At 39.8% G+C, this 25,125-nt stretch carries 25 protein-coding genes and 2 tRNA genes; 23 read left to right on the top strand and 4 right to left on the bottom strand.

Annotated features, from left to right (window positions below; genetic code table 11):
• The first annotated feature begins 39 nt into the window (after nucleotides 1-39).
• The 3 genes from B7E07_RS00560 to rsmA all read left to right on the top strand — a co-directional run bounded on the left by B7E07_RS00560 (nucleotide 40) and on the right by rsmA (nucleotide 2,881).
• Nucleotides 40-1,230 carry a G5 and 3D domain-containing protein gene (locus B7E07_RS00560; RefSeq protein WP_080843589.1) on the top strand — a complete coding sequence of 397 codons (1,191 nt, stop codon included), beginning with the start codon at nucleotides 40-42 and terminating at the stop codon, nucleotides 1,228-1,230.
• Between the two features lie 210 nt (nucleotides 1,231-1,440).
• Nucleotides 1,441-2,001, top strand: a complete 561-nt coding sequence (gene rnmV, locus B7E07_RS00555) for a ribonuclease M5 (protein WP_080843544.1) — start codon at nucleotides 1,441-1,443, stop codon at nucleotides 1,999-2,001.
• Nucleotides 1,994-2,881, top strand: a complete 888-nt coding sequence (rsmA, locus tag B7E07_RS00550; protein ID WP_080843545.1) for a 16S rRNA (adenine(1518)-N(6)/adenine(1519)-N(6))-dimethyltransferase RsmA — start codon at nucleotides 1,994-1,996, stop codon at nucleotides 2,879-2,881. Before rnmV ends, rsmA begins: the two co-directional genes overlap by 8 nt.
• A gap of 234 nt (nucleotides 2,882-3,115) precedes the next feature.
• On the opposite strand, the gene yabG is transcribed toward rsmA, so the two are convergent.
• Complete coding sequence (gene yabG / locus B7E07_RS00545) at nucleotides 3,116-3,994, bottom strand: sporulation peptidase YabG (RefSeq protein WP_080843546.1); 879 nt, start codon at nucleotides 3,992-3,994, stop codon at nucleotides 3,116-3,118.
• A 300-nt stretch (nucleotides 3,995-4,294) separates the two neighbouring features.
• On the opposite strand from yabG, the gene veg reads away from it, so the two are divergent.
• The 20 genes from veg to B7E07_RS00445 all read left to right on the top strand — a co-directional run bounded on the left by veg (nucleotide 4,295) and on the right by B7E07_RS00445 (nucleotide 23,714).
• Complete coding sequence (veg, locus tag B7E07_RS00540) at nucleotides 4,295-4,558, top strand: biofilm formation stimulator Veg (protein WP_080843547.1); 264 nt, start codon at nucleotides 4,295-4,297, stop codon at nucleotides 4,556-4,558.
• Between the two features lie 156 nt (nucleotides 4,559-4,714).
• Nucleotides 4,715-4,891 (top strand): small, acid-soluble spore protein, alpha/beta type, encoded by a 177-nt coding sequence (locus B7E07_RS00535; RefSeq protein ID WP_080843548.1) that lies wholly within the window; start codon nucleotides 4,715-4,717, stop codon nucleotides 4,889-4,891.
• 340 nt (nucleotides 4,892-5,231) lie between these two features.
• Nucleotides 5,232-6,101, top strand: coding sequence for a 4-(cytidine 5'-diphospho)-2-C-methyl-D-erythritol kinase (gene ispE / locus B7E07_RS00530; RefSeq protein ID WP_080843549.1), 870 nt, complete (start codon nucleotides 5,232-5,234; stop codon nucleotides 6,099-6,101).
• Between the two features lie 59 nt (nucleotides 6,102-6,160).
• The gene (purR, locus tag B7E07_RS00525; protein ID WP_080843550.1) at nucleotides 6,161-7,000 is read left to right on the top strand and encodes a pur operon repressor; all 840 of its coding nucleotides are present in this window, start codon (nucleotides 6,161-6,163) and stop codon (nucleotides 6,998-7,000) included.
• A complete protein-coding gene (locus tag B7E07_RS00520) occupies nucleotides 6,997-7,371 on the top strand; it encodes a RidA family protein (protein WP_080843551.1) in 375 nt (124 codons plus the stop codon). Before purR ends, B7E07_RS00520 begins: the two co-directional genes overlap by 4 nt.
• Before the next feature lie 438 nt (nucleotides 7,372-7,809).
• On the top strand, nucleotides 7,810-8,100 hold the full coding sequence (gene spoVG, locus B7E07_RS00515; RefSeq protein ID WP_009336662.1) for a septation regulator SpoVG: 291 nt from the start codon (nucleotides 7,810-7,812) through the stop codon (nucleotides 8,098-8,100).
• Between the two features lie 390 nt (nucleotides 8,101-8,490).
• A complete protein-coding gene (gene glmU / locus B7E07_RS00510; RefSeq protein ID WP_080843552.1) occupies nucleotides 8,491-9,864 on the top strand; it encodes a bifunctional UDP-N-acetylglucosamine diphosphorylase/glucosamine-1-phosphate N-acetyltransferase GlmU in 1,374 nt (457 codons plus the stop codon).
• A gap of 19 nt (nucleotides 9,865-9,883) precedes the next feature.
• Nucleotides 9,884-10,840, top strand: coding sequence for a ribose-phosphate diphosphokinase (locus tag B7E07_RS00505; RefSeq protein WP_080843553.1), 957 nt, complete (start codon nucleotides 9,884-9,886; stop codon nucleotides 10,838-10,840).
• A 190-nt stretch (nucleotides 10,841-11,030) separates the two neighbouring features.
• Complete coding sequence (locus B7E07_RS00500) at nucleotides 11,031-11,660, top strand: 50S ribosomal protein L25/general stress protein Ctc (protein WP_080843555.1); 630 nt, start codon at nucleotides 11,031-11,033, stop codon at nucleotides 11,658-11,660.
• Nucleotides 11,661-11,830: 170 nt separating this feature from the next.
• Complete coding sequence (gene pth / locus B7E07_RS00495; RefSeq protein WP_080843557.1) at nucleotides 11,831-12,394, top strand: aminoacyl-tRNA hydrolase; 564 nt, start codon at nucleotides 11,831-11,833, stop codon at nucleotides 12,392-12,394.
• A gap of 140 nt (nucleotides 12,395-12,534) precedes the next feature.
• Complete coding sequence (locus B7E07_RS00490; protein ID WP_080843558.1) at nucleotides 12,535-12,765, top strand: anti-sigma-F factor Fin family protein; 231 nt, start codon at nucleotides 12,535-12,537, stop codon at nucleotides 12,763-12,765.
• Nucleotides 12,766-12,932: 167 nt separating this feature from the next.
• A complete protein-coding gene (mfd, locus tag B7E07_RS00485; protein WP_080843559.1) occupies nucleotides 12,933-16,472 on the top strand; it encodes a transcription-repair coupling factor in 3,540 nt (1,179 codons plus the stop codon).
• Between the two features lie 503 nt (nucleotides 16,473-16,975).
• Nucleotides 16,976-17,512 carry a stage V sporulation protein T gene (gene spoVT, locus B7E07_RS00480; RefSeq protein ID WP_080843590.1) on the top strand — a complete coding sequence of 179 codons (537 nt, stop codon included), beginning with the start codon at nucleotides 16,976-16,978 and terminating at the stop codon, nucleotides 17,510-17,512.
• Nucleotides 17,513-18,181: 669 nt separating this feature from the next.
• Nucleotides 18,182-19,816 carry a putative polysaccharide biosynthesis protein gene (locus tag B7E07_RS00475; protein WP_080843560.1) on the top strand — a complete coding sequence of 545 codons (1,635 nt, stop codon included), beginning with the start codon at nucleotides 18,182-18,184 and terminating at the stop codon, nucleotides 19,814-19,816.
• Nucleotides 19,803-21,263: a bifunctional methyltransferase/pyrophosphohydrolase YabN gene (mazG, locus tag B7E07_RS00470; protein ID WP_080843561.1), complete on the top strand. Its 1,461-nt coding sequence runs from the start codon at nucleotides 19,803-19,805 to the stop codon at nucleotides 21,261-21,263. The genes B7E07_RS00475 and mazG overlap by 14 nt, the downstream gene beginning before the upstream one ends.
• A gap of 31 nt (nucleotides 21,264-21,294) precedes the next feature.
• The gene (locus tag B7E07_RS00465; protein ID WP_080843562.1) at nucleotides 21,295-21,570 is read left to right on the top strand and encodes an RNA-binding S4 domain-containing protein; all 276 of its coding nucleotides are present in this window, start codon (nucleotides 21,295-21,297) and stop codon (nucleotides 21,568-21,570) included.
• A 221-nt stretch (nucleotides 21,571-21,791) separates the two neighbouring features.
• Entirely contained in the window at nucleotides 21,792-22,094 is a 303-nt protein-coding gene (yabP, locus tag B7E07_RS00460) for a sporulation protein YabP (RefSeq protein WP_080843563.1), read from the top strand.
• Nucleotides 22,091-22,720 (top strand): spore cortex biosynthesis protein YabQ, encoded by a 630-nt coding sequence (yabQ, locus tag B7E07_RS00455; protein ID WP_080843565.1) that lies wholly within the window; start codon nucleotides 22,091-22,093, stop codon nucleotides 22,718-22,720. The genes yabP and yabQ overlap by 4 nt, the downstream gene beginning before the upstream one ends.
• A gap of 20 nt (nucleotides 22,721-22,740) precedes the next feature.
• On the top strand, nucleotides 22,741-23,163 hold the full coding sequence (locus tag B7E07_RS00450; RefSeq protein ID WP_080843566.1) for an FtsB family cell division protein: 423 nt from the start codon (nucleotides 22,741-22,743) through the stop codon (nucleotides 23,161-23,163).
• A gap of 98 nt (nucleotides 23,164-23,261) precedes the next feature.
• Entirely contained in the window at nucleotides 23,262-23,714 is a 453-nt protein-coding gene (locus B7E07_RS00445) for a S1 domain-containing RNA-binding protein (protein WP_066441720.1), read from the top strand.
• An 89-nt stretch (nucleotides 23,715-23,803) separates the two neighbouring features.
• Here B7E07_RS00445 and B7E07_RS00440 read toward each other — a convergent pair whose 3' ends face one another.
• From B7E07_RS00440 to B7E07_RS00430, 3 genes are all read right to left on the bottom strand, one after another.
• Entirely contained in the window at nucleotides 23,804-24,562 is a 759-nt protein-coding gene (locus B7E07_RS00440; RefSeq protein ID WP_080843568.1) for a phosphotransferase family protein, read from the bottom strand.
• Between the two features lie 178 nt (nucleotides 24,563-24,740).
• Nucleotides 24,741-24,812 (bottom strand) — tRNA-Glu (locus B7E07_RS00435).
• A gap of 23 nt (nucleotides 24,813-24,835) precedes the next feature.
• Nucleotides 24,836-24,909, bottom strand: a tRNA-Met gene (locus B7E07_RS00430).
• Nucleotides 24,910-25,125 lie beyond the last annotated feature (216 nt).

Here is a 25,125-nt window from a genome sequence, read left to right as displayed (position 1 = left end):
CCGAGAGAAAAGGAGGCGTTTTTCATCGTGATACAAAACATGAAAAACCTGTTATCCGAGTCTTTGAGTAAAAAGAAGCTGGCCATTATTTCTGCTAGTTTTATAGTATTTGCAGCAGCCTTTGGCTTTGTTATTTTTGAAATGACAAAAAAGTCCGTTGTGCTGACGCTTGATGGCCGGGAAGAAATCATCAAAACACATGCAGATACCATCAATGAAATATTTGATGAAATGGATATAACATTACGCTCAGAAGATTACGTGTTTCCCTCGGTTAACACAAAGGTTGAGAATGATTTAGAAGTAGTATGGAATCCTGCTAACGAGATTGAGCTTGTGAATGGCAGTGAGACGAAATCAGTTTGGTCCGCAGCTGAAACAGTTGGTGAGTTTTTGCAGGAACAAAATATTGAGATTACCGAGCATGACCTGGTAGAACCAAAGCAGGATGAAAAAATTACAGGTAATACAGCTATACAGATTGAAAAAGCATTTTCTTTAACCCTTTCAAATGGCGGGGAAGAAAAGAAGGTTTGGTCAACTTCGACTACGGTCGCTGACTTTTTATCACAGCAAGGAATTGAGCTGAAGGAATTAGATCGTGTTGAGCCAAATTTGGAAGAGACAGTCAAAGTAGATGACGTTATAAAAGTCATTCGAGTTGAAAAAGTCACCGATGTAGTGGAAGAACCAATCAATTATGCAGTTGTAACAAAAAAGGATAACAGCTTGAACAGAGGCTCTGAGAAGGTTGTTACACCTGGTCAAGAAGGTCTCGTTTCAAAACAATTCGAGATTATTAAGGAAAATGGGAAAGAAATCTCACGTAAATTAATTAGTGAGAAAACACTTAAAGAAAAACAGGATAAAGTTGTTGCTGTCGGCACGAAAGTAGCTGCTGAAACAAAGGTTGTTTCCCGCGGCAGTGCGCCAGCTGGCGGAAAAGAGATATATGTCAGCTCTACTGCTTATACAGCAAGCTGTAACGGCTGCTCTGGTTTTACAGCTACGGGCATTAACTTAAAAGCTAACCCGAATGTAAAAGTTATCGCGGTTGATCCTAGTGTCATTCCATTAGGCACAAAGGTATATGTTGAAGGATACGGCTACGCAGTCGCTGCTGATACAGGCTCTGCTGTTAAAGGAAACAAGATTGATGTCTTCTTTGCTAATAAATCCGATGCTTATCGCTGGGGACGCAAATCTGTTAAAATAAAAATATTAAATTAAGAACATGGCAGGGGATTTACATCCTCTGCTTTTTTATACTTTCAGAAGTATAAGCTTGTGTGGCAGTGCTTTCTTTTGTTTCGTTATATTTTCATATATAATAAGTTGCATTGGAAAAATATCTTTGTATCTATATAGACGATTCACATTACAAAAATGTTTCATTTATTTTTCAATTATTTTATTTTTTCATTTTAAAGAGGAGCATTTATGAAAATTAAAGAAATTATCGTCGTAGAGGGCAAGGACGACACTGTAGCTATAAAAAGAGCCCTTGAAGCGGATACTATTGAGACAAATGGCTCTGCTATTAATAAAGATACACTGGAAAGAATTAAACATGCACAGGAAGCAAGAGGAGTTATTGTGCTTACAGATCCTGATTTTCCTGGTCAAAAGATCCGGCAAATCATCAGTGAATACGTTCCAACCTGCAAGCATGCGTTTATTGAGAAAAGTGCAGCAATTGAAAAGCTGGGCAGAGGAGTAGGAGTCGAGCATGCATCGCCAGACGTCATCCGTGAGGCACTGAAGCATGCTCATGTGATGACCCAAATCGTAGAAATAGACATTACACAGGATGATTTACTTGAAGCAGGACTGATTGGCGGTCCCGGGGCAAAGGAGCGCCGTGAGAAGCTGGGCAGGCTGCTGAAAATTGGCTATACGAATGGAAAGCAGCTTCATAAAAGGCTTACCATGTTTTCTGTGAAGAAGGAAGATTTGGAACGTGCAATAGAAGCAATCAGCCAGGAGGAGAATCATGAATAAAGATATAGCGACACCTGTTAGAACGAAGGCGATCCTTGATAAATACGGCTTCTCTTTTAAAAAGAGTCTTGGTCAGAACTTCTTAATTGATACGAATATATTGAAGCGGATTGTGGATCATGCGGAATTAACGGAAACTTCAGGTGCAATTGAAATTGGTCCCGGCATTGGCGCGCTGACAGAACAGCTGGCACGAAGAAGCGCCAAAGTGCTTGCCTTTGAAATTGATCAGCGGCTGCTGCCAATCCTGGAAGATACATTGTCACCATACGAGAATAAAAAAATCATTAATAGTGACATATTAAAAGCAGATGTACATAAGGCAATCGCAGAAGAATTTGCTGGTTTAGATGATATTATGGTGGTTGCAAACCTCCCGTATTATGTTACAACACCGATTATTATGAAATTGCTTGAGGACAAGCTGCCCATTAGAGGTATTGTATGTATGCTGCAAAAAGAAGTGGCTGACCGTATAGCGGCTAAACCTGGTACAAAGGATTATGGCTCTCTATCCATTGCAATTCAGTATTATACGGTGGCTGAGACGGTTATGATTGTCCCGAAAACGGTCTTTATGCCACAGCCTAATGTGGATTCAGCTGTTATTCGGCTGATTAAAAGAGAAGCACCTGCCGTTACAGTGCACAATGAAGAGTTTTTCTTTTTTGTGACACGAGCGAGCTTTGCACAAAGACGAAAAACACTGCTCAATAATTTAACGAGTCAGCTTCCGAATGGAAAAGAAAAAAAAGAACAAATCCTCTCTGCATTAGAACAAGTCGAAATTGATCCAGGCAGAAGAGGAGAGACCCTTTCGATCGAGGAGTTTGGCAAGGCGAGTGATGCGCTTTATCCGCATTTTAAAGGATTGTTTTAAGTCGTACTATATAAAAAGCCTGCTTTTTTCACTTTTGCAGGCTTTTTTTTATCTTCACTATATTATTTATCTCTGATGATAGCTTCTAAAAGAAGTTGACATAATAGGAACTGCTTTAAGAAGGCGTTGTCTCCAATAGGGCAGGTTAGACGGAATGGTTTTATTGAGTATTTCTAAAGATGCAGCTGAAGGGGGTTAAGTGCAAAGGCTAGACTGAGCCACTTGCGTTGTTGTTTATTTTTGTTCATCCATATTAAAGGGCATTCCCGTTCTTAATACACCTCTTGTTTCAATGCCTCCAATTCCTCTTTCGCCTGTTAACGTATTGCGGAGGACATCCCAAACATTAATTCTCTCCATAAAGGGCGTATAGCTTATTTTAGCTACAATATAGACTGGATCAAGGGCGTGTATGTTGACTCTTGAAGGAGAGCTGGCAAAGTTCGCTCCAGCATGAATAAGAGATTCAAAATGAGATTGGCATGCTCCGGCGAAAATGACAAGCTGATCTAAATGCGGAACTCGTTTGCGGGCTTCTCTTACTGTCTGAACAAAATGCTTTGAATGTCTGTAGGCGTTAATATCTGTTTTGCTGCCTTTTGCTTTTGAATAGGCATCGTGGCCTGTAATAACGAGAATATCAGGCCTATAATGCTCAACAAGCTCTCCAATTTTTAAAGGCATTTCTTTTTCGGTTGAATGTATACCAGTGACGGGAACACCGATTTTTTCATATAATGATAAACACTTTTTTAAATAAGCAGGATCGCCATCGAGATGAAGAACTTTTCCTGGCATCTGAAAATAGTTATACGATTTGCTGTAGCTATCTGTAGCTGCGTATTCTTGTTTTTGTTTTATGAGATCAACATCCTGGCGAAATAAGTGGAATGACTGTTCTTCGAGAGAACGGTATTCCTGTTCTTTCCTCATTCGGTCCGGACCGCTGATTGTAATTAAGTCTTCATAAGGTGCATCAGCAATTAATCGAACATCTTCTCCATATAAAATGGCCAGCTTTTGTCCTGCTTCCTCTTTAATATCGATGACGCGAAACATAATATCACAATTGTAAGATACCCTCCCGACGATATCCATCATATTTATAGTCAATGTCGTCACTCCAATTAGGCATTTCGTTACAATAACGGTTCTGACATAAACTATGCACTTTCCTTATGACTTGTGCCTGCAAAGTCGATTGATGAAGACCTTAAAGAAATATAATATAAAAAAACTAAAAAAGTGTACATATTCACTTTGTCGATGGGATATGCTAAGAAATGTTGAAAATCAACAGAAAAAGAAGAAAAAAATATATTGACATACATTTTAAAATCCTGTTATAATTTATATTTTTATTTGACTTCTGTTGTGTCAGTGTGATATACTTTACATAGTGAGGTGGACCGAATGGCAAAAACATTAACGGATATTAAGAAAGCTCTTGATTCAAATCTTGGAAAAAGGCTATTGCTGAAAGCAAATGGCGGACGGAGAAAGACGATCGAGCGTTCAGGCGTTTTAGCTGAAACATATCCCTCAGTATTCGTCATTGAGCTAGACCAGGATGAAAATGCATTTGAACGTGTATCATACAGCTATGCGGATATACTGACAGAAACGGTTCAGATTACCTTCTATGATGACACATCAGGACATGTTGCTTTAAGCTGACATAAAATAATGGCTACATCTGAAGCAGTGAACATGGTTTGCTGCTTTTTGCTTTGTCTTTTTATAAAAATGTATAATGGAGAAAATAGCCTCTTATGAAAACCGATCAGTGTTTCATACTAATACTATCGCAGTGTGAAAAAGGAGAGGTTGTCAGTGGCTAGAAGACGAGGAATCATGTCGTACCGGCTGAAAGAAGAAATCGCAAAGGAACTCGGTTTTTATGATACGGTTCAAAAAGAAGGCTGGGGCGGCATCAAGGCTGTTGATGCCGGTAATATGGTGAAAAGAGCCATAGAGATCGCCCAGCAAAATCTTCAAGACAAACGCTAGACAATTCCAAACTTCACTCACACATGATCACATCATAATAGCACTGCGATTACAGCCGGGGCTTCTGCTCCGGCTTAATTTAAAATAAACGGGTATTTATCCCGAAAAAATAAAGCAGATAGAGAACTCTAGTAAGCTAAATTAATTAGTTGCTGGAGTAAAAATGCATAATAATTTTTAATAATATGGATTCACAGGTCTTACGATATTCGTTTTGTGGTAAAATAGGACAAAAAATGGAGATGCTGATTTACTTGAAAAAGAGTATGCAGCAGGACCGATAAGGATTTATATCCGCAAACGGCATTTGCGGATTCATTATATAAAGTAGGTGGAGATTTTGAAGCTTTTGGTGAAGGCCCCGGCGAAGATTAATTTATCATTGGATGTACTACATAAGCGTGATGATGGCTATCACGAAGTAGAAATGATTATGACAACCATTGATTTAGCCGACCGGCTTGAAATAACACGATTGGATAAAGACGAAATTCGAATCATATCACATAATCGTTTTGTTCCAGACGATCATAGGAATTTAGCTTATCAGGCAGCCATGCTGCTAAAGGAACGATTTCATGTAAAGCAGGGTGCTGCTATTACAATTGAAAAAATGATTCCGGTTGCAGCAGGGCTGGCAGGCGGAAGCAGTGATGCAGCTGCGGCATTAAGAGGTTTAAACAAGCTGTGGGATCTAGGATTAAGTTTGGATGAACTGGCTGTGCTTGGCGCTGAGATAGGATCAGATGTATCTTTTTGTGTATATGGAGGAACTGCTTTAGCTACAGGAAGAGGAGAAATGATCCGGCAGCTCGATGCACCTCCGACATGCTGGGTTATTCTTGCTAAACCATTTATAGGGGTATCAACGGCTGATGTATATCGTAAACTTGATTTGGCCGGAGTAAAACACCCGCAAACCTCAGAGATGATTAAAGCAATTGAGAATGATGACTATGAAATGGTGTGTGACCATCTTGAGAATGTACTAGAAACTGTGACATTAAAAATGCATCCTGAGGTCGCTCAGATCAAAGATCAGATGAAACGCTTCGGAGCAGATGCGGTCCTAATGAGCGGGAGCGGTCCTACAGTATTTGGACTTGCCCATCATGACTCGCGCATGCACCGTGTTTATAATGGACTACGCGGTTTCTGTGACCAGGTATTTGCAGTCAGAATGCTTGGGGAACGACATACGCTTGATTAGATCCGTATATTAATGGTATATTACTGTTAAAATATTCGGATTTAACGGGAGGGCCAATGATGAAGTTTCGTAGAAGTGAACGTTTAATAGATATGACGAACTATTTATTAGAGCATCCGCAGCAACTGGTATCCTTAACCTACTTCTCAGAAAGATATGGATCGGCTAAATCTTCCATTAGTGAAGATTTAGCTATCATTAAAGAAACCTTCGAACATAGAGGGATTGGCACACTGCAAACTGTACCAGGTGCAGCGGGCGGAGTGAAATATCAGGTGAGAGTGACGGAAGAGGATGCACGCCCAATTATCGATCAGATTTGTGAGTTAATCGCCAGTCCAAATAGACTGCTTCCAGGCGGTTATCTTTATATGACAGATATATTAGGTGATCCTATGCTTGTAAAGCAGGTAGGTCGCTTATTTGCTTCGGCATTTGCAGATAAAGAAATAGATGTAGTTATGACTGTGGCTACAAAAGGAATAGCATTAGCTTATGCGGTTGCGAATTATTTAAATGTACCTGTTGTGATTGTGAGACGAGACAGCAAGGTAACGGAAGGCTCTACCGTTAGTATTAATTATGTGTCAGGCTCCGCGAAAAGAATCCAGACAATGGTTCTGTCGAAAAGAAGTCTTGAACAAGGTTCGAGAGTCCTTGTTGTTGATGATTTCATGAAAGCGGGCGGCACGGTTAACGGGATGATTAGTATGCTGGAGGAGTTTAATGCAGAGCTTGTCGGCATTGCTGTTTTAGTAGAGGCAGAAAAAGCTGAAGAACGACTGGTGGATGATTATTTATCTTTAGTCAAACTCTCAGATGTTGATGTGAAAGAAAAGAAAATCAATGTGTCGCATGGCAACTACTTTACGAATAAACTAGTGGAGGGACATTCATGAAAATCATTCAGACAAATGAAGCACCAGCCGCAATTGGACCATACTCACAGGGGATAACCGTAAATAATCTGTTCTACAGCTCTGGACAAATTCCGTTAAAAGCTGACGGAGTGATGGCAGAGGGAGATGTAAAAGTACAGACTCATCAAGTGTTTATAAACCTGCAGGCTGTTCTTAAAGAGGCAGGTGCTTCACTTGAAACGGTTGTCAAGGCAACTGTTTTTATTAAAAATATGGATGATTTCGCTAGTATTAACGAAGTATACGGCGAGTATTTCCATACGCATAAACCCGCACGCTCTTGTGTTGAGGTAGCGCGCCTGCCAAAAGATAGCTTAGTAGAAATTGAAGTTGTTGCATTGGTTAAATAAAATAAATAGGATTATGTAAATACTCTTTTCTGAGTGATTATTGTTTTGAATAACACTTTTTAAAGGATATTTTGATTGAAACGAAAGAGCGCAAGACTCCTGCGGGACGAGGAGACTCAGATTCTCCTTGCCGGAAAAGTAAGTTCTTTGAAGTGGAAATATCTATATGTTTAAGTAAAACAACAAAGTTTGTGAAAATAGCAGAATGAAAAAGCACCCGGCTTTAAACGGGTGCTTTTTCATTCTTATAAATCTTAAAAGTTTGCAGAAACAGCCGTTGATGAATCTTTTTCGGGACTTTTTGACATGTATTTCTGTCTAATTCCATATTAAGGCCTAATTATTCAAAAAATTTTTTCTATAAAAGGAGGAAATATGCCAAATGATGTTGAATGTTAATAAATAGGATTTTATCTACTGGAAAAGGTGGTGAACATAGTGGAAGTAACTGACGTAAGATTACGCCGTGTAAATACGGATGGACGGATGAGAGCGATTGCCTCTATTACACTGGACCATGAATTTGTTGTTCATGACATTCGGGTGATTGACGGGAATAACGGCTTATTCGTTGCAATGCCAAGTAAACGCACTCCGGATGGAGAGTTCAGGGACATTGCTCACCCTATTAATTCCGGAACCCGCGGTAAAATCCAAGAAGCGGTCTTAGCAGAATACCACCGTTTAGGTGAGTTAGAAGTAGAGTTTGAAGAAGCTGGAGCTTCCTAGAAAGAGATTCCAACAAGAGCCTGCTGTGTTAAGTAGGGCTCTTTTTTATTTATAAAATGTACCTCTTTGAAATACCACTTCCATTTTATACCCTCTGTTAACCCTTGTTAAACCTATCTGAGCAGGAAAAGTTGTTATATTGTTCAAGATTCCAAACAGACTTTTCGTAGTATAATTAAATAGCAGCTATATTTTAGTATAATTCCTTCTTAACATTAGCAGACAAATAAGGATGGTTAGCATGCATCTATTATTTCGGTCTGATTATATCTTGTGAGGTAAGTGAAAAATATCCTGTAAAATATAACTACTTACACGAGATTCCTTGAAATCAGCCTCTATTTAAGATATATTCTTAATGGATAAAAAGGTGAAATTGGAGGCTATTAAATGTCTAATCGATACGCGGTCATTTTAGCCGCAGGCCAAGGGACAAGAATGAAATCAAAATTATATAAAGTCCTGCATCCTGTGTGTGGAAAACCGATGGTTCAGCATGTTGTTGATCAAGTTGCGAAGCTTGATATCAAAGATATTGTTACGATTACTGGGCATGGAGCGGAAAAAGTAAAAGCACAATTAGGCGCTAAAAGTGTATATGCCCTGCAGGAAGAGCAGCTCGGTACAGCTCATGCTGTTATGCAAGCAGCAGATCATCTGGAAAATAAAGAGGGTGTCACAGTTGTTGTTTGCGGAGATACGCCTCTAATTAAAGCGGAAACGATGGAAGCGATTTTTGCTCATCACGAAAAAACAAATGCAAAAGCAACAGTACTAACTGCATTTGCGGAGAATCCAGCGGGATATGGCCGTATTGTGCGTAACGCAAAAGGTCATGTGGAGAAGATCGTAGAGCACAAAGATGCCTCTGAAGAAGAATTGCAATTAAATGAAATCAATACAGGCACGTATTGTTTCGATAATGAAGCACTGTTTACAGCCTTAAAGAAAGTCAAAAATGATAATGTACAAGGAGAGTATTATTTGCCTGATGTCATTGAGATATTAAAAACAGAGGGTGAAATTGTAACTGCCTTTGGAACAGATGATTTTGAAGAGACTTTAGGTGTTAACGATCGTGTAGCATTGGCTCAAGCCGAACTGTTTATGAAAAAACGTATTAATGAATACCATATGCGCGCAGGTGTTAGCATCATCGATCCGGCTGCTACTTATATTGGAGCAGATGTTGAGATCGGAGCTGATACGGTAATATATCCTGGAACGACGATAAGCGGAGTAACGAAAATCGGCTCAGATTGTACGATTGGTCCTAACACCCATATAGAAAATTGTGAAATTGGCGATAGAACGGTTATTCGCCAATCAGCGGCTTTCAACAGCGAGATCGGTACAGATGTCCAGATTGGACCATTTGCACATATCCGCCCGCAATCAAATGTTCATGATGAGGTGAAAATCGGCAACTTTGTTGAAATAAAAAAATCAGTAATTGAAAAAGGCAGCAAGGTCTCGCATTTAAGCTATATTGGTGATGCAGAGGTCGGGCAGGATGTAAATATCGGCTGCGGAGCGATTACAGTAAATTACGATGGGAAAAATAAGTTCTTAACCAAAATTGAGAATGGTGTGTTTATTGGCTGCAATTCAAACTTAGTCGCACCCGTAACAATTGGAGAAGGCGCATATGTTGCAGCTGGTTCAACCATTACTGAGGATGTTCCAGGAGAGGCGCTTTCTATCGCGCGAGCTCGCCAAGTAAATAAAGAGAATTATGTACAAAAGCTAGATATCAAGAAATAAAAAACACGGAGGCACAGGCATGTCGAATCAGTACTTAGATCCAAATTTGAAGGTATTCAGTTTAAATTCAAATAAAGCATTAGCCGAGGAAATTGCCAAATTTATTGGCGTTGAACTAGGAAAATGCTCTGTAACCCATTTTAGTGATGGAGAAATTCAGATCAACATCGAAGAAAGTATTCGCGGCTGTGACGTGTATGTGATCCAATCAACAAGCGCTCCTGTTAACGAGCATTTAATGGAGCTTCTTATTATGATTGATGCATTAAAACGTGCTTCTGCTAAAACAATTAATATTGTTATGCCTTATTATGGCTATGCACGCCAAGACCGTAAAGCAAGAGCTCGTGAGCCAATTACAGCAAAGCTTGTGGCTAATCTGCTTGAAACAGCAGGTGCAACTCGTGTCATTACACTGGATCTTCACGCTCCGCAAATTCAAGGATTCTTCGATATTCCGATTGACCATCTAATGGGTGTGCCAATTCTAGCGGAATACTTTAAGAACAAAGATCTGCAAGGGGATGTGGTTATTGTTTCTCCAGACCACGGAGGTGTGACCCGCGCACGCAAAATGGCTGATCAGTTAAAAGCGCCGATTGCCATTATTGATAAACGCCGTCCAAAGCCAAATGTTGCTGAGGTTATGAACATTGTTGGAAATATTGACGGCAAAATTGCAATCCTAATTGACGATATTATTGATACAGCAGGTACCATCACGTTAGCTGCTAATGCACTAGTGGAAAATGGAGCATCTGAAGTATATGCTTGCTGCAGTCATCCGGTTTTATCAGGACCTGCAATTGAAAGAATTGAAAACAGCAAGATTAAAGAGCTTGTTGTCACCAATTCAATTGCACTGCAAGAAGAAAAGAAATCAGGGAAAGTTGTCGAGCTATCAGTAGCATCATTAATTGGTGAAGCGATTATCCGTGTACATGAAGAACAATCCGTAAGTGTATTGTTTGATTAATATATAATCAGGCCTGCTAATTAAAAGCAGGTCTGCCTGTATTGCAGGAAAACTGCGGCTCTAAGCTTATAGGGTAATACTTCTCTGCTTCCCGCTATGCTGGTCTTATAAACTAAAACGTTTAGACTTCCTCTTTTTAGGGCATTTTTTATATAGAAGCCACTTATTAAACAGGAGGAAGGGGATCACTATGGCAGTAGTATTAGAAGCAAAAAAACGAAATGAATTTCGTCATTCATCTCTAACTAAAATTAGGCATGAAGGGAATATCCCAGCAGTTGTCTACGGACAAAAGCTAGAGAGTACACCTATTTATCTGAGTGAGTCTGATTTTGTGAAAACCATTAAGGAAGTAGGCCGCAATGGTGTATTTTCATTAGATGTTGACGGCAAGAAACATGACGTCATGTTAACGGAATATCAAACAAATGCATTGCGCAATAATATTGTGCATATTGATTTTCTAGCAGTGGATATGTCGAAGGAAATAACGGCAGAGGTGCGGGTCAATTTGGTCGGCGATGCACAAGGTGTGAAAGACGGCGGTGTCATGCAGCAATCACTGCATGAAGTTTCCGTAACAGCTACGCCAAATGAAATACCTTCTTCAGTTGATGTAGATGTAGCGGAGCTTCAAGTAAATGAAACGATAACGGTTGCTGATCTTAAGACAAGCCGTTCCTATACGCTTAACCACGATGCTGAAGAAGTGGTTGCTTCTATTCTTCCTCCTAAACAGGAAGAGGAAATAAACAGCGGAGAACAGCAGGAGGAAGGCACGCCTGAACAAGAAGAAGGAAGAGAGACGGAAAGCGAGTAAAAAAGAAACCCTTTTATACTTGCCAAGAGCTGGCTGCATTACGATGTTAGGCCAGCTTTTGCTTTTCTCTTTGACAAGGTAAATTAGCTATTACAGCTGATATGCAGCTTCTAACAAGCCGTCTGACGCTGCCATCTGCCGTCATTAGAATATAAAGCAGGTGAAGTGACGTGAAATTATTTGTTGGCCTCGGAAATCCAGGCAAACCATATGAACAAACAAGACATAATATCGGCTTTGAAGTGATTGATTCCCTGGCTGTGAAGCTAGGCATTACATTAGATCAAGCAAAGTTTAAAGGTATTTATGGAATAGGCCATTGTAATGGAGAAAAAGTATTCTTACTAAAGCCGCTTACATATATGAATTTATCTGGTGAATCCATTCGCCCGCTTATGGATTACTATGGAATTGAAGATGAAGAATTAACCGTAATATATGACGACCTTGATTTGCCTGTCGGAAAAATTCGTCTTCGGCAAAAAGGAAGCGCCGGCGGACATAATGGAATTAAATCAACGATTGCTCATCTGGGAACGGTGCAATTTAATAGAATACGGGTAGGGATTGACCGTCCTCCAGCAGGTATGAAGGTTCCTGATTATGTACTCGGAAAATTTTCTTCTGACGAACAGCAGGAAATGCAGACCGTAATCGAGAAATGTGTAGACGCATGTGAATCGGCCATTACAGAGCCATTCTTACAAGTGATGAACAAGTTTAACCAATCTTAGTTCTCATATTTAGCAGATCAAATTAATAAGCTAGATTAATACATCATCACCTTTTGCTAAATGGGAGCCTTCGAATCGATTGAATAACTTCCTTTCCGTACGTCCATAATAGGGATATGTACAGGATAGGAGGGGTTTTAATGGCCATTCATTATCATTGCCGCCATTGCGGAGTAAAGCTTGGATCTATTGATTCAATGTCTGTTCAGACAGAACAGCTTGGATTTCATAAACTAAATGATGCAGAGCGTCAGGATATGCTAATGTACGATGCCTCTGGGGATCTGCAGGTAAAGGCAATTTGTGAGGACTGCCAGGAATCTTTAGAACGCAATCCCGATTACCACCAGCAGGATTTTCTGATTCATTAACGCTTTGGGCCGTTTGTCCAAAGCATTTTTCTATTTGCATTTATAGTATTTTTTAATAGTTTATAAATAGGAAATACCTAATGCTATGTATACAATGAAACAATATACTTCATCGCGTCACAGGGTTGTTGTGAAGCATCGGACTTTATATAGGAGGACTTTTCTGTATGTTAGGGCTAAAGCGAATATTTGGCCAGCAGGATGATGTAGTAAGCATCTTGTCTGGTATTCAAGAAGGGTTAAAAGAGCAACTGATCGCTGGCTTATCTGGTTCTGCGCGGGCGCTGTTCATATCGTCAGTTTATGAACAGACGAAACAGCCTGTACTCATTGTGACCCATAATTTATTACAGGCGCAAAAATTATATGATGATATCGTCAGTTTAATAGGAGAAGAAGAAGTACTTCTTTATCCAGCCAACGAATTGATTGCTGCAGAGATTAGCATCGCAAGCCCAGAGCTTAAGGCGCAAAGAATAGAGGCGCTAAATTATTTAATCCAGCAGAAAACAGGAATTGTTATTGCTCCAATGGCAGGAGTTAGAAAGGTGCTTCCGCCATCAGACCTTTGGAAAGAGTACCAGATGACACTGTCTGTAGGAGATGACCTGCTGGAAGAGCAACTGAATCTTTTTATTCAAATGGGCTATGTTCGTGTTGATATGGTTTCAGCTCCAGGGGAATTCAGCGTCAGAGGCGGAATTATTGATATTTATCCATTAACTGAAAATGATCCTATACGAATAGAGCTATTTGATACAGAAATTGATTCTATTAGAACCTTTTCATTAGAAGATCAAAGATCGAAAAATAAACTGCAGCAGACATTAATTGGCCCGGCAACCGAAATACCGCTGGAACAGGCACATTATGACAGACTGATTAAGCAAATTGAATTAAACTTGGGAAAAAGCTTAAAAAAGCTTAAAAATGAGAAAGATAAGACATTATTATCACAGAATATTGGATATGAGCTTGAACAGCTGAGAACAGGCCATAAGCCTGAGCAGCTCTTTAAATATACCTCCCTTGCTTATGAATCAGGAAGTAGTTTAATAGATTATTTACCAGATTCAGGTCTTGTTTTTATAGATGAAATCAGCAGAGTGCAGGAAATGAATGATTCACTTGAAAAGGAAGAAGCAGAATGGTATACAAGCATGCTTGGTGAAGGGAAAATGATCCATGATGTAAAAGTTGCCTTCACACTAAAGGAGCTTACTGCCAGAACGAACCATTCCATCACTTATATGTCCTTGTTTCTTCGGCATGTCCCAAATACAAGTCCGCAAAATATTGTGAATATGACTTGTAAGCAAATGCAGAATTTTCATGGACAAATGAATGTGCTCAAAGGCGAGTTAGAACGCTGGGAGAAGAATAACTATTCTGTTGTATTTTTAGCATCTGACGATGAGAGAGTCAATAAACTTCAAAAGGTGCTCGAGGATTATGAAATTGATGCTGTTAAGATTAGTGCCGATCAAGCAGTTCTTCAAGGAAGAGTTCAAATCCTTCCAGGCGGCTTGCAGACTGGCTTTGAGCTAAGCTCACAGCGGCTGGCTGTTATAACAGAGGAAGAATTATTTAATAAAAAAGTGAAGAAAAAGGCACGAAAACAAAAGCTTTCCAATGCAGAGCGTATTAAAAGCTATTCTGAACTTAAAATTGGTGATTATGTTGTTCATGTCAATCACGGAATTGGTAAATACATTGGCATTGAGACACTAGAAATTAATGGGGTGCACAAAGATTACCTTCATATTCGCTATCAAGGCAGTGATAAGCTATATGTGCCTGTTGAACAAATTGATCTTGTTCAGAAATACGTTGCCTCCGAATCGAAAGAACCGAAAATTTATAAACTTGGCGGAAATGACTGGAAGCGAGTAAAGAAAAAGGTTCAATCCTCAGTCGAGGACATAGCGGATGATTTAATTAAATTGTACGCAGAACGGGAGTCATCGAAAGGATATGCCTTCAGCCCGGATGGAGAGATGCAGCGTGATTTTGAGGCTGCTTTCCAATACCAGGAGACAGAGGATCAGATTCGTTCTATCCATGAAATTAAAAAAGATATGGAAAGGGAACGTCCGATGGATCGTCTTCTGTGCGGAGATGTTGGATATGGCAAAACGGAAGTTGCTATCCGTGCTATTTTTAAAGCTATAGCAGATGGAAAACAAGTGGCTTTCCTAGTGCCAACGACGATTTTGGCACAGCAGCATTTTGAGACAATGCGTGAGCGTTTTCAGGATTATCCAATTGAAATCGGTCTATTAAGCCGTTTCCGATCAAAGAAGCAGCAAACAGAAACATTAAAAGGCTTAAAAGCAGGAACGATTGATGTGGTTGTTGGAACGCATCGTATCCTCTCAAAGGATATTGAGTATCGTGACTTAGGTTTGCTTGTCATTGATGAGGAACAGCGCTTTGGTGTTACGCATAAGGAAAAGATTAAGCAGCTGAAAACCAATGTTGATGTTTTAACACTCACAGCTACGCCAATTCCAAGGACTTTACATATGTCCATGCTTGGGGTTCGTGATTTGTCTGTTATTGAAACACCGCCTGAAAATCGGTTTCCAGTGCAAACTTATGTAATGGAATATAATGGAGCACTAGTGCGAGAAGCAATTGAACGAGAGCTGGCTCGTGATGGACAGGTGTACTTTCTATATAACCGTGTTGAGGATATTGAAAGGAAGGCAGAGGAAATCTCTATGCTTGTTCCTGATGCCAGAGTCACATATGCACACGGGAAAATGACTGAGAATGAACTTGAATCGGTGATGATTGGTTTTCTCGAGGGTGAATATGATGTGCTTGTCAGCACGACCATTATTGAAACAGGTGTAGACATTCCTAATGTTAATACACTGATTGTTCATGATGCAGACAGAATGGGGCTTTCGCAGCTCTACCAGTTAAGAGGTCGTGTAGGACGCTCAAATCGGGTAGCGTATGCTTACTTTACGTATAGAAAAGACAAAGTATTAACAGAAGTGGCAGAAAAGAGATTGCAAGCCATTAAAGAGTTCACGGAGTTAGGATCTGGCTTCAAGATTGCGATGAGAGACTTGACGATTCGAGGTGCAGGGAATCTTCTGGGAGCAGAGCAGCATGGGTTTATTGATTCAGTTGGTTTTGACTTGTACTCTCAAATGCTGAAAGAGGCGATTGAGGAACGAAAAGATGTAATGATGGGTACCGAAGAGAAAAAGGCAAGAATGGAAATTGATCTTGAGCTTGATGCCTATATTCCGGATGCCTATATTGCAGACGGTCATCAAAAAATTGAAATGTACAAACGGTTTAGAGGAATTTCTGCTCTTGAGGATGTTGAAGAGCTTCAAGAAGAAATTGTTGACCGTTTTGGCGATTATCCGCAGGAAGTTTCCTACTTATTTACGATTGCAGAGATGAAGGTATTTGGCGAACTCTCAGGTATTGAAATCATTAAGCAGTCGAAACAGGAGATTTTATTGTTATTTTCTGAGCAGGCAAGCGCTCAAATCGATGGACAAAAGGTATTTCAGCTGTCGAGTAAATACGGCAGAATGATCGGACTAGGTATGGAAGGTCAAAAGCTAAAAGCTGTATTCCATATTAAAGGGATCGAGGCAAGCAAATGGCTTGAGACATTGTATGAATTCATTCAAGGCCTTCAGGACGCAAAAAAGAAGGAAAAACCGGCTAAAGCATAGACCAGTATATTTCAGGAGCTCCCTTTTATAGTGGTTAAATCAGCATTTCTGAATCTTATTGAAACCTTTCAGGATGAGCTATAAGAATTTTGTAAATAAATTGAAATATATGAAATGTTTAATTGCGCAAAGTAGGGGTAATTTCACAATAAATCATCTATTGGAATGTTTATCCGTTTATGGAATTTAAAACAGCATAAAGAAAACCTATATGCACGTGTATAGAACTTTCCATATGAAAGATACTAAGTTCAAACATGGTGATGGATTCATTTTCTCCCAATTGTGATTTTGAAGCATTGCCGTATTAGAATGGCAGAAGTGCCCGATATATTGGTGTTGGCGTGTTCATGGAATAGACCATGAAGGTGCAGCTCTACATATCAAACCTTCCTGCAAGTATTAAGACTGCAAATCCCTTATACATCCATTTTTTGCTTGAGGAAAGGTTAAGTGCTTCCGCTGTTCAAAAAAATCATCAGATGAAAGTGAGGCAACGTTGGATGAAAGCAACTGGTATAGTTCGTCGTATCGATGATTTGGGTCGTGTTGTCATTCCGAAAGAAATCCGCAGAACTTTGCGCATACGAGAAGGGGACCCACTTGAAATTTTTGTAGACCGAGATGGCGAGGTCATTTTAAAGAAATATTCGCCAATCAGCGAATTAAGCGATTTTGCGAAGGAATATGCAGAGGCACTATATGACAGCCTCGGAAATGCCATTTTAATCTGTGACCGTGATACTTATATCGCAGTAGCCGGCGGTTCCAAGAAAGATTACTTAAACAAAAACATTAGTGATCTGATTGAAAAGACGCTTGAGGACAGAAGTTCCGTCCTTGTCACACAATCCGGTGACATTTCAATTGTTGATGGAAACACAGAATCAGTTGCTTCTTATACGATTGGACCAATCGTAGCGAATGGTGATCCAATTGGTGCAGTTGTTATCTTTGCAAAAGAGGATACTGTAGGCGAAGTGGAGAAAAAAGCAGTTGAAACAGCAGCTGGCTTCCTCGCAAGACAAATGGAATCATAAGAAACAGGCGGCATGGGCTGCCTGTTTTTTTTCTGTATTTTTTTGTATGGAAGAGGACGGCGGCGGAGTCTTTATGGTGGTAGTTAGTTGGGGTTTGGCGGATATATGGACGTTTTTGGCGGATATATCGAACATAACGGCGGATATCTTCACTTTTTTGGCGGATATAATTTCTGGACGGCGGATAACCGCCTTCTTTAAACGATTTAAGATAAAAAAAGACTTGCTGTGTTGCCTTTTCTGTTAATTGGTATATGGAGTAGAGCTAAATTCCGCACTTTTGGTCGTCAGCCGGTATCTTTTAGGCATTTATAAAACTCAGCCAGCTCGCCTTATGCTTGTCGATGCTGGGCAAGCCGCCTCCACATTTCAAGTTGTCCAGCTCCAGGCGCTAGGGGCTCGAGGTCATAAGCCATGTTGCCCTATAGGTTAAAGAACAACCTTCTGGCTGTTTTGCCTTATGCTTGTCGCCCCTGGGCAAGCGCCTTCCACATTTCAAGTTGTCCAGTTCCGGCGGCTAGCCCCTCGAGGTCATAAGTCGATCCATCTAGAAGGTTAAAGAACAACCTTCCAGCCGTCTCGCCTTATGCTTGTCGGGGCTGAGCAAGCCGCCTCCACATTTCTTAGTATGCTATAATGTTTAAAGTTGTTTTTGAGAGGGGTTGGGCGATGGAGCGGGTGGGTCGTTCAGGTGAGTTTATTAGAGGGGCGCTTGTTTTGACAGCAGCGGCAGTGATTACGAAAATATTGAGTGCTGTGTATCGGGTGCCTTTTCAAAATATTGTAGGAGATGTTGGTTTTTATATTTATCAGCAAGTCTACCCTTTCTATGGGATTGTGCTTGCATTAGCTACTTATGGATTTCCTGTTGTTATTTCTAAGCTGTATGCAGAACAAATTAGTCTAAATAAATGGCATGGAGCCCGCCATGTACTAGCTGTGTCATCGATAATTTTATTATTCGTAAGCATTGGCGGCTTTACTTTATTGTATGGCGGAGCCGATTATCTTGCTGAAAGGATGAAGGATCCGCATTTGGCAGATCCCATTCGAGCGGTCTCATTTGTATTTCTTTTGCTTCCGCCGATTTCTTTGCTTAGAGGCTATTTTCAAGGAAGAAATGATATGGTCCCAACAGCGATTTCTCAAATTGGGGAACAGCTTGTACGGGTTTTGACTATATTAGCACTTGCCATTTTGTTAGTGAGACAGAACGAATCACTTTATAACATAGGGAGTTCGGCATTTTTAGGTTCTTTGGCAGGTGGACTAATGGCGATTGTTCTGTTGAGCATTTTTTTTGCTAAAAGGAATGCAAATTTGAAAAAGACTTTATGGGGAAAGCGGCTTGAGTTAACTTCATCTGTCAAAATAGCAAAGGAACTCATTGTTCAAGGATTTGCTATTTGTGTAAGCAGCCTGCTGCTCGTCTTTATTCAGCTGGCAGACTCATTTAATCTCTATTCATTGCTCATTACATCAGGCTTTGGCAGTGAAGAGGCAAAGCAGTTAAAGGGGATTTATGACAGAGGACAGCCTATTATTCAGTTAGGAACTGTTGTTGCTACTTCATTATCACTTTCGCTGGTCCCTTTGATTACCAAGGCGAAGCTGAAGAACGATCAGCAATTTTTAAAAGAGAAGCTCCAGCTGGCCTTTCGTGTTGCCATTTTTGCTGGAGCAGGAGCGATGGTTGGGCTAATATCCATTATAAAACCAACGAATACCATGCTATTTGAAAATGCTGCGGGCTCTAATGTGCTGCAGATTTTAAGTATACTGATTTTCTTAAGCTCGATCATTATGACATCATCAGCCGTATTACAAGGTTTAGGATTCACCTTATATCCTGCTTTTGTCATTTTAGGCGGCTTTATTATAAAATATGGATTAAACATACTGTTGGTGCCTCTTGCAGGGGTAAACGGCGCAGCAATAGCGTCGTGCATTGCCTTGTTCTTTATTGTAATGGCACTAGTGGTTAAGTTAAAATTTCAATTGCATATTAAAATTGTTCAGTTGGAATTTATCACTCCCATTTTAAAGGGAGCGGTTTGTATGTATATTGTTCTAAAAGGGTATTTACTGCTTACCGATTTCTTTTATGGGGTTGGCTATGAAAGAATGGCATCAAGTTTTCAGGCTATAAGTGCTGTTATTTTAGGCGGATTTATTTATTTAATAGTCGTGCTGAGAAGCCGTGTCTTTACTGAGGAGGAACTGTACATGCTTCCTTTAGGCAGTAAGCTTTTGCTGCTGCTTCCCAAAAATAAAATGAGGATGACGAAAAATGAAAAGAATTAAGGTAATTGGACTTGGTGCAGGGGATTTGAATCAGCTTCCCTTGGGAGTCTATAAAACGATAAAAAACACTCAAAATCTTTATTTGCGGACAAAGGACCATCCCGTTGTGCAGGAGCTAATGAATGAAGGTGCTGACTTCCATTCATTTGATGAGGTGTATGATAAAAATGAAACCTTTGAGGCTGTGTATGAAGAAATTACGCAGGTGCTCTTAAATGCCGCTCAAGGTGAAGAGGTTACATATGCAGTGCCTGGTCATCCGCTCGTTGCCGAAAGAACGGTACAGCTTCTGATCGAACGGGCAGAACAACATGGAATCCAATTAGAAATTGGCGGTGGGCAGAGCTTTTTAGATGCTCTGTTTCAAGCGCTGCGAATTGATCCCATTGAAGGGTTTCAGCTTCTTGACGGTACTGACTTTTCGGTTGAGGAAGCACAGCTGCGCCAGCATATCATTATAGGACAAGTATACGACCAGTTTGTTGCTTCAAACGTTAAGCTGGAGTTAATGGAAATGCTGCCGCATGATTATCCTGTTTTTATAGTGACAGCTGCGGGAAGCGATCAGGAATACATCAAAAAAGCAGAATTGGTTGAACTTGATCGTGAGGTAGAGCTGAACAATTTGACTTCTTTATATGTTCCGCCTGTTCAGGATGAAACCATTCTTTATAAAGATTTTGCTAAGTTGAAAGACATCATTGCCATTTTACGCGGACCGGATGGCTGTCCTTGGGATCGGAAGCAAACGCATGAATCGTTAAGAAAATATGTAATTGAAGAAGCATATGAATTGATCGACGCGATCGACAATGATGATATTGATAATATGATTGAAGAGCTTGGTGATCTGCTGCTGCAAATTATGCTTCATGCCCAAATTGGGGAAGATGAAGGCTTCTTCTCTATTAAAGATGTCATAGAAGGCATATCAGAAAAGATGGTTAGAAGACATCCGCATGTCTTTGGTGATGCACAAGCGGAGGATGCAGAAGAAGTCGTTAAGAATTGGCAGGAAATCAAAAAGGAAGAGAAGGCAGGCAAGGTAGACAAAACATCTCTTCTAGATTCTGTTCCTCGCTCTTTCCCTGGACTAATGAGAGCAGAGGAGCTGCAGAAAAAGGCTGCTTCTGTTGGATTTGATTGGGATGAAGCGGATGCTGCATGGGCAAAGGTAAAGGAAGAAGTCCGTGAGTTTGAGGCAGAAAAAGCATTAAGCAGTGAAAAAATGAAATTAGAGTTTGGCGATATTTTATTTGCTTTTGTAAACATTGCAAGATTTTTAGGCATTAACCCAGAACAAGCAATCCATGAGACCAATGAAAAATTTATCCGGCGTTTTAATTATATAGAAGACAGGGTAAAGGAGACAGGTAAAGAGTTTGCAGACTTCCAGCTTGAAGAACTGGATCAATATTGGGACGAGGCCAAAAAATCTGGATTATAAAACTAAAATATAAGTGATGGAGCGTTTGCATATGAGATTAGATAAATTTTTAAAAGTTTCCCGTCTGATTAAAAGGAGAACATTAGCAAAAGAGGTTTCCGATCAAGGGAGAATTTCAATAAATGGAATACAAGCCAAAGCAAGCTCTAATGTAAAAGTTGGCGATGTACTATCGATTCGTTTTGGTCAAAAGCTTGTAACGGTCAGAATTGATGGTCTGCAGGAAACAACCCGGAAGGAAGAAGCACAAGAGCTTTATAGCATTTTAAAAGAAGAAAATGCGGGAGCAGAAACTGGAAACGAATAAAAGATTCCTTTCTAAAGGAATCAATATAATAGAACCAGTGCAAGAAAATCCGAGCAGCTTAGAAACTAATCCATAAGCTGTTTAGAGCTGGAAGAAAAATGATAAGATTGCTTATCATTCTAGGACTTCTTATCCTGTAAAAGAATGGCTTGTTCTAATTCATCCCTCACCTTCATAAACATGTACAAACAGCAGTACATTGCGATTGTGAGGGATGTTATATGAGCCAATATTATGAATCAAACGCCAATAAGCCGAATGCCCAGGAGCATGACGTGGTGATGCGGGGCAGAAGAACACTGGAAATTTCAGGGGTTAAACAAGTGGAAAGCTTTGATAATGAGGAGTTCTTACTCGAAACAGTCATGGGATTTTTGGCAATACGCGGGCAAAATCTGCAAATGAAAAACCTTGATGTCGACAAAGGGATCGTGTCTATTAAAGGGAAGGTTTTTGACCTTGTCTACATTGATGATCAGCACGGAGATAAAGCTAAAGGTTTCTTTAGCAAGCTATTCAGATGACACTGACGACTCAATTTATGACAATGCTAGCGATGATCGGCATGGGCGGGATGTTCGGTGCGTCGCTTGATACGTACCAGCGTTTTCTCAAGAGGACGGAAAGAAAGAGATGGGCTGTCTTTATAAATGATATTTTCTTTTGGCTCCTGCAGGGACTAGCCATCTTCTATATTCTATTCCTCGTGAATCAGGGAGAATTGCGTCTGTATGTTTTTCTCGCCTTGCTGTGCGGGTTTGCAGCTTATCAAAGCTTATTCAAAAGAATTTATCTAAAACTATTAGAGTTGCTTATCTCCATGTTTATCTCTATTTACCATTTTTTTGTAAAGTTTTTGAAATTTTTTGTCATAAAGCCGATTCAAGCTCTTGTATCAGCTGTGATAGCGGTTATACTAATGTTAGGAAAAGCGACTTTAGGACTATTTTTATTTTTATATAAGGTCATTATACTTATAATGAAAATAATTACTTCACCGCTAAAATGGATCTTTATGCTCATATGGAGACTTTTGCCGAAACATATTAAAAAAATGGTCGATAAGTTCTATAGAGCTGCAGCAGGATATTTTATAAAAATAAAGAATTATTGTGTTAAGAAAATAAACAGCTTTAAGCAAAAGAAATAAGCAGAGAGGGGGAGCGAAGAATGAGTGACAACGAGATAAAAAATGTAGCTAAGATGCAAACGAGCTATGTGAAACAGAAAGAGGATGCAACGATTAGCGCCAATCGAAAAAGAAAAGTATTGTTTAGAAGGCTAGCAGCTTTTTTTATTGCAGCAGCTGCTGTATCCATATTTATGATTACCACACTCGTCTCGCAATCCGCTGCTCTGGATGAAAAGTTGGCTGAAAAGAAAAAACTTGAAGATGAGCTGGCGGAGCTTGAAAGTAAACAAGTCGTACTGGAAGAAGAAATCGTTAAACTGAATGACGATGAGTACATTGCAAAGCTTGCCCGCAAGGATTATTATTTATCAGACAAAAGTGAAACGATCTTTGTTTTGCCGGAGTCAGAAGAGACTCCTGATAAGGAGAAGGATAAGGAAAAAGAAAAGGCATCGGAATAGAGCTGTATTGACACCCTTTTTTCTAATTCGTTATAATATAGAGTAAGTATGAAATTTTTTAGTTTCACTTTATATCTTTAAGGAGGCAATTTCTTTTTATGTCAATCGAAGTAGGCAGCAAGTTACAGGGAAAGGTCACAGGAATTACAAATTTCGGAGCGTTTGTGGAGCTGCCGGAAGGTTCAACTGGTCTTGTTCACATTAGTGAAGTAGCAGACAACTATGTTAAAGATATCAACGACCATTTGAAGGTTGGTGACATGGTTGAGGTTAAGGTCATTAATGTTGAAAAAGACGGAAAGATCGGTTTATCTATTAAAAAGGCAAAAGACCGTCCTGAAAGACCGGAAAGACCAGAAAGACCTGAAAGAAGAGAGTCTAGAGGTCCTTCTCAACGTCCACGTCAAGGCAGAACAAATGATAATCGTGCTCCAAGAGAAAATTTCGAATCAAAAATGGCACGCTTCTTAAAGGACAGTGAAGACCGCCTATCATCTTTAAAGCGCAATACGGAATCAAAACGTGGGGGAAGAGGCGCTAGACGAGGCTAACTTGTTGCTGATTTTATTCATATATCGCAGGGTTTACGTGATATTCCCTTAAAAATGAGACAGTCCAATTTCGGACTGTCTCATTTTTTTTATCTGAATGATGGGAAATCGTATTTTTCTATGATTGCCAGCAACCTTCCCGAATCTTCTGATGATACGTTTTCAGCTAGTCTGGCTGCAGCGACAATTGGAGCCCATTTAAAAATATCCGACATCTTCATCCCGCTTTTTTTACAATAAAGTTTAATGTACTGTTCAGCCAAAACAGTAGATACTTGAGTATACAAAAGATACGTACGGTATACATCAGCACATTTATCTCCCGCACTGCAGTCAATCCAATCGATCACGACAACACGGTCTTTTGTTTTAATCAAATTATATAAATGAAAATCTCCATGACATAATCTCGGCTCAAAAGAAAATGAATCTAATTTTTTCAGCAAAAGTAATTTCTGTTTACTATTCAACAGGTTCACTGATTTAATCTGATTCGTTAACTTATCATGCATGGATTCCAGTGGAGTTGGAATAATGCGATGAATTTTTTGCTGTTCATCAATGGACATATTGAGGTAATAGGTGAAATGCGCAGGTTCTTTTGCTAGTAAATTTCCCAATGTTTCTCCTGCAGCATACTCCATAATGATAGCTTGTTTTCCATTGATCTTTGTAACTTGATATATTTTAGGTACTGGAAGTCCACATGAATGGGCATAGTTTTGTTTCTTTGCTTCATTAATCGACTCTGACTCTGGCAAAAAGTCTTTAAAGACTTTAATGATTTTCTTTTCTGATAGATAAATATTTGCGGTATTTCCACTTGCAATCGGATTTCCTAAATTCATACGACTCTTACCTCCGGGCAATCCAGCCTTTATCTTCATTTTAAAATAACTTCAAATAAGGGGTAAAGGTTTTAAGCCTAAAATGTATAAAATAGAATAATTAAAACTGATGCTCCAGATAAGAACCCGATCAAATATATAAAAAAAGCGTCTGGAATTCTCCAGACGCTTTTATAGATGACCCGTACGGGATTCGAACCCGTGTTACCGCCGTGAAAGGGCGGTGTCTTAACCGCTTGACCAACGGGCCAGTACATATTTTTAAAAAAAGTATAGCGGCGGAGGGGATCGAACCCCCGACCTCACGGGTATGAACCGTACGCTCTAGCCAGCTGAGCTACACCGCCAAATGTATCAATCAGACACAAGTAATATCATACAAACTTTTATAAGAAGTGTCAATAAAAAATTATAAAAGTATTTTATGCACTTGAAGGGAACTGTACTGTTTTTAGAAAATGGCCAGAAAACTACGTCCTTCATTTAAATCCTAAAAAAATTGTCAGATTGCTCCCTATTAATGCCGCATAGCATCAACAAGAACATTTTTAACATAAACAGCT

It is taken from the genome of Cytobacillus gottheilii, assembly GCF_900166665.1.
Lineage (GTDB): Bacteria > Bacillota > Bacilli > Bacillales > Cytobacillaceae > Cytobacillus > Cytobacillus gottheilii_A.
The sequence above is the reverse complement of the archived record's forward strand: the minus strand, read 5'-3'. Positions and strand labels throughout refer to the sequence as shown.

Excerpts from the sequence above, each read along its gene's own strand:
- B7E07_RS00440 (WP_080843568.1), bottom strand. The coding sequence starts at position 24,562 with ATGAATTTAGGAAATCCGATTGCAAGTGGAAATACCGCAAATATTTAT.
- rsmA (WP_080843545.1), top strand. The coding sequence starts at position 1,994 with ATGAATAAAGATATAGCGACACCTGTTAGAACGAAGGCGATCCTTGAT.
- mazG (WP_080843561.1), top strand. The coding sequence starts at position 19,803 with ATGAAAAGAATTAAGGTAATTGGACTTGGTGCAGGGGATTTGAATCAG.
- B7E07_RS00450 (WP_080843566.1), top strand. The coding sequence starts at position 22,741 with ATGAGTGACAACGAGATAAAAAATGTAGCTAAGATGCAAACGAGCTAT.
- B7E07_RS00445 (WP_066441720.1), top strand. The coding sequence starts at position 23,262 with ATGTCAATCGAAGTAGGCAGCAAGTTACAGGGAAAGGTCACAGGAATT.
- mfd (WP_080843559.1), top strand. The coding sequence starts at position 12,933 with ATGTTAGGGCTAAAGCGAATATTTGGCCAGCAGGATGATGTAGTAAGC.
- B7E07_RS00490 (WP_080843558.1), top strand. The coding sequence starts at position 12,535 with ATGGCCATTCATTATCATTGCCGCCATTGCGGAGTAAAGCTTGGATCT.
- rnmV (WP_080843544.1), top strand. The coding sequence starts at position 1,441 with ATGAAAATTAAAGAAATTATCGTCGTAGAGGGCAAGGACGACACTGTA.
- yabP (WP_080843563.1), top strand. The coding sequence starts at position 21,792 with ATGAGCCAATATTATGAATCAAACGCCAATAAGCCGAATGCCCAGGAG.
- B7E07_RS00505 (WP_080843553.1), top strand. The coding sequence starts at position 9,884 with ATGTCGAATCAGTACTTAGATCCAAATTTGAAGGTATTCAGTTTAAAT.
- B7E07_RS00560 (WP_080843589.1), top strand. The coding sequence starts at position 40 with ATGAAAAACCTGTTATCCGAGTCTTTGAGTAAAAAGAAGCTGGCCATT.
- glmU (WP_080843552.1), top strand. The coding sequence starts at position 8,491 with ATGTCTAATCGATACGCGGTCATTTTAGCCGCAGGCCAAGGGACAAGA.
- B7E07_RS00520 (WP_080843551.1), top strand. The coding sequence starts at position 6,997 with ATGAAAATCATTCAGACAAATGAAGCACCAGCCGCAATTGGACCATAC.
- B7E07_RS00475 (WP_080843560.1), top strand. The coding sequence starts at position 18,182 with ATGGAGCGGGTGGGTCGTTCAGGTGAGTTTATTAGAGGGGCGCTTGTT.
- purR (WP_080843550.1), top strand. The coding sequence starts at position 6,161 with ATGAAGTTTCGTAGAAGTGAACGTTTAATAGATATGACGAACTATTTA.
- B7E07_RS00500 (WP_080843555.1), top strand. The coding sequence starts at position 11,031 with ATGGCAGTAGTATTAGAAGCAAAAAAACGAAATGAATTTCGTCATTCA.
- veg (WP_080843547.1), top strand. The coding sequence starts at position 4,295 with ATGGCAAAAACATTAACGGATATTAAGAAAGCTCTTGATTCAAATCTT.
- B7E07_RS00465 (WP_080843562.1), top strand. The coding sequence starts at position 21,295 with ATGAGATTAGATAAATTTTTAAAAGTTTCCCGTCTGATTAAAAGGAGA.
- yabQ (WP_080843565.1), top strand. The coding sequence starts at position 22,091 with ATGACACTGACGACTCAATTTATGACAATGCTAGCGATGATCGGCATG.
- spoVT (WP_080843590.1), top strand. The coding sequence starts at position 16,976 with ATGAAAGCAACTGGTATAGTTCGTCGTATCGATGATTTGGGTCGTGTT.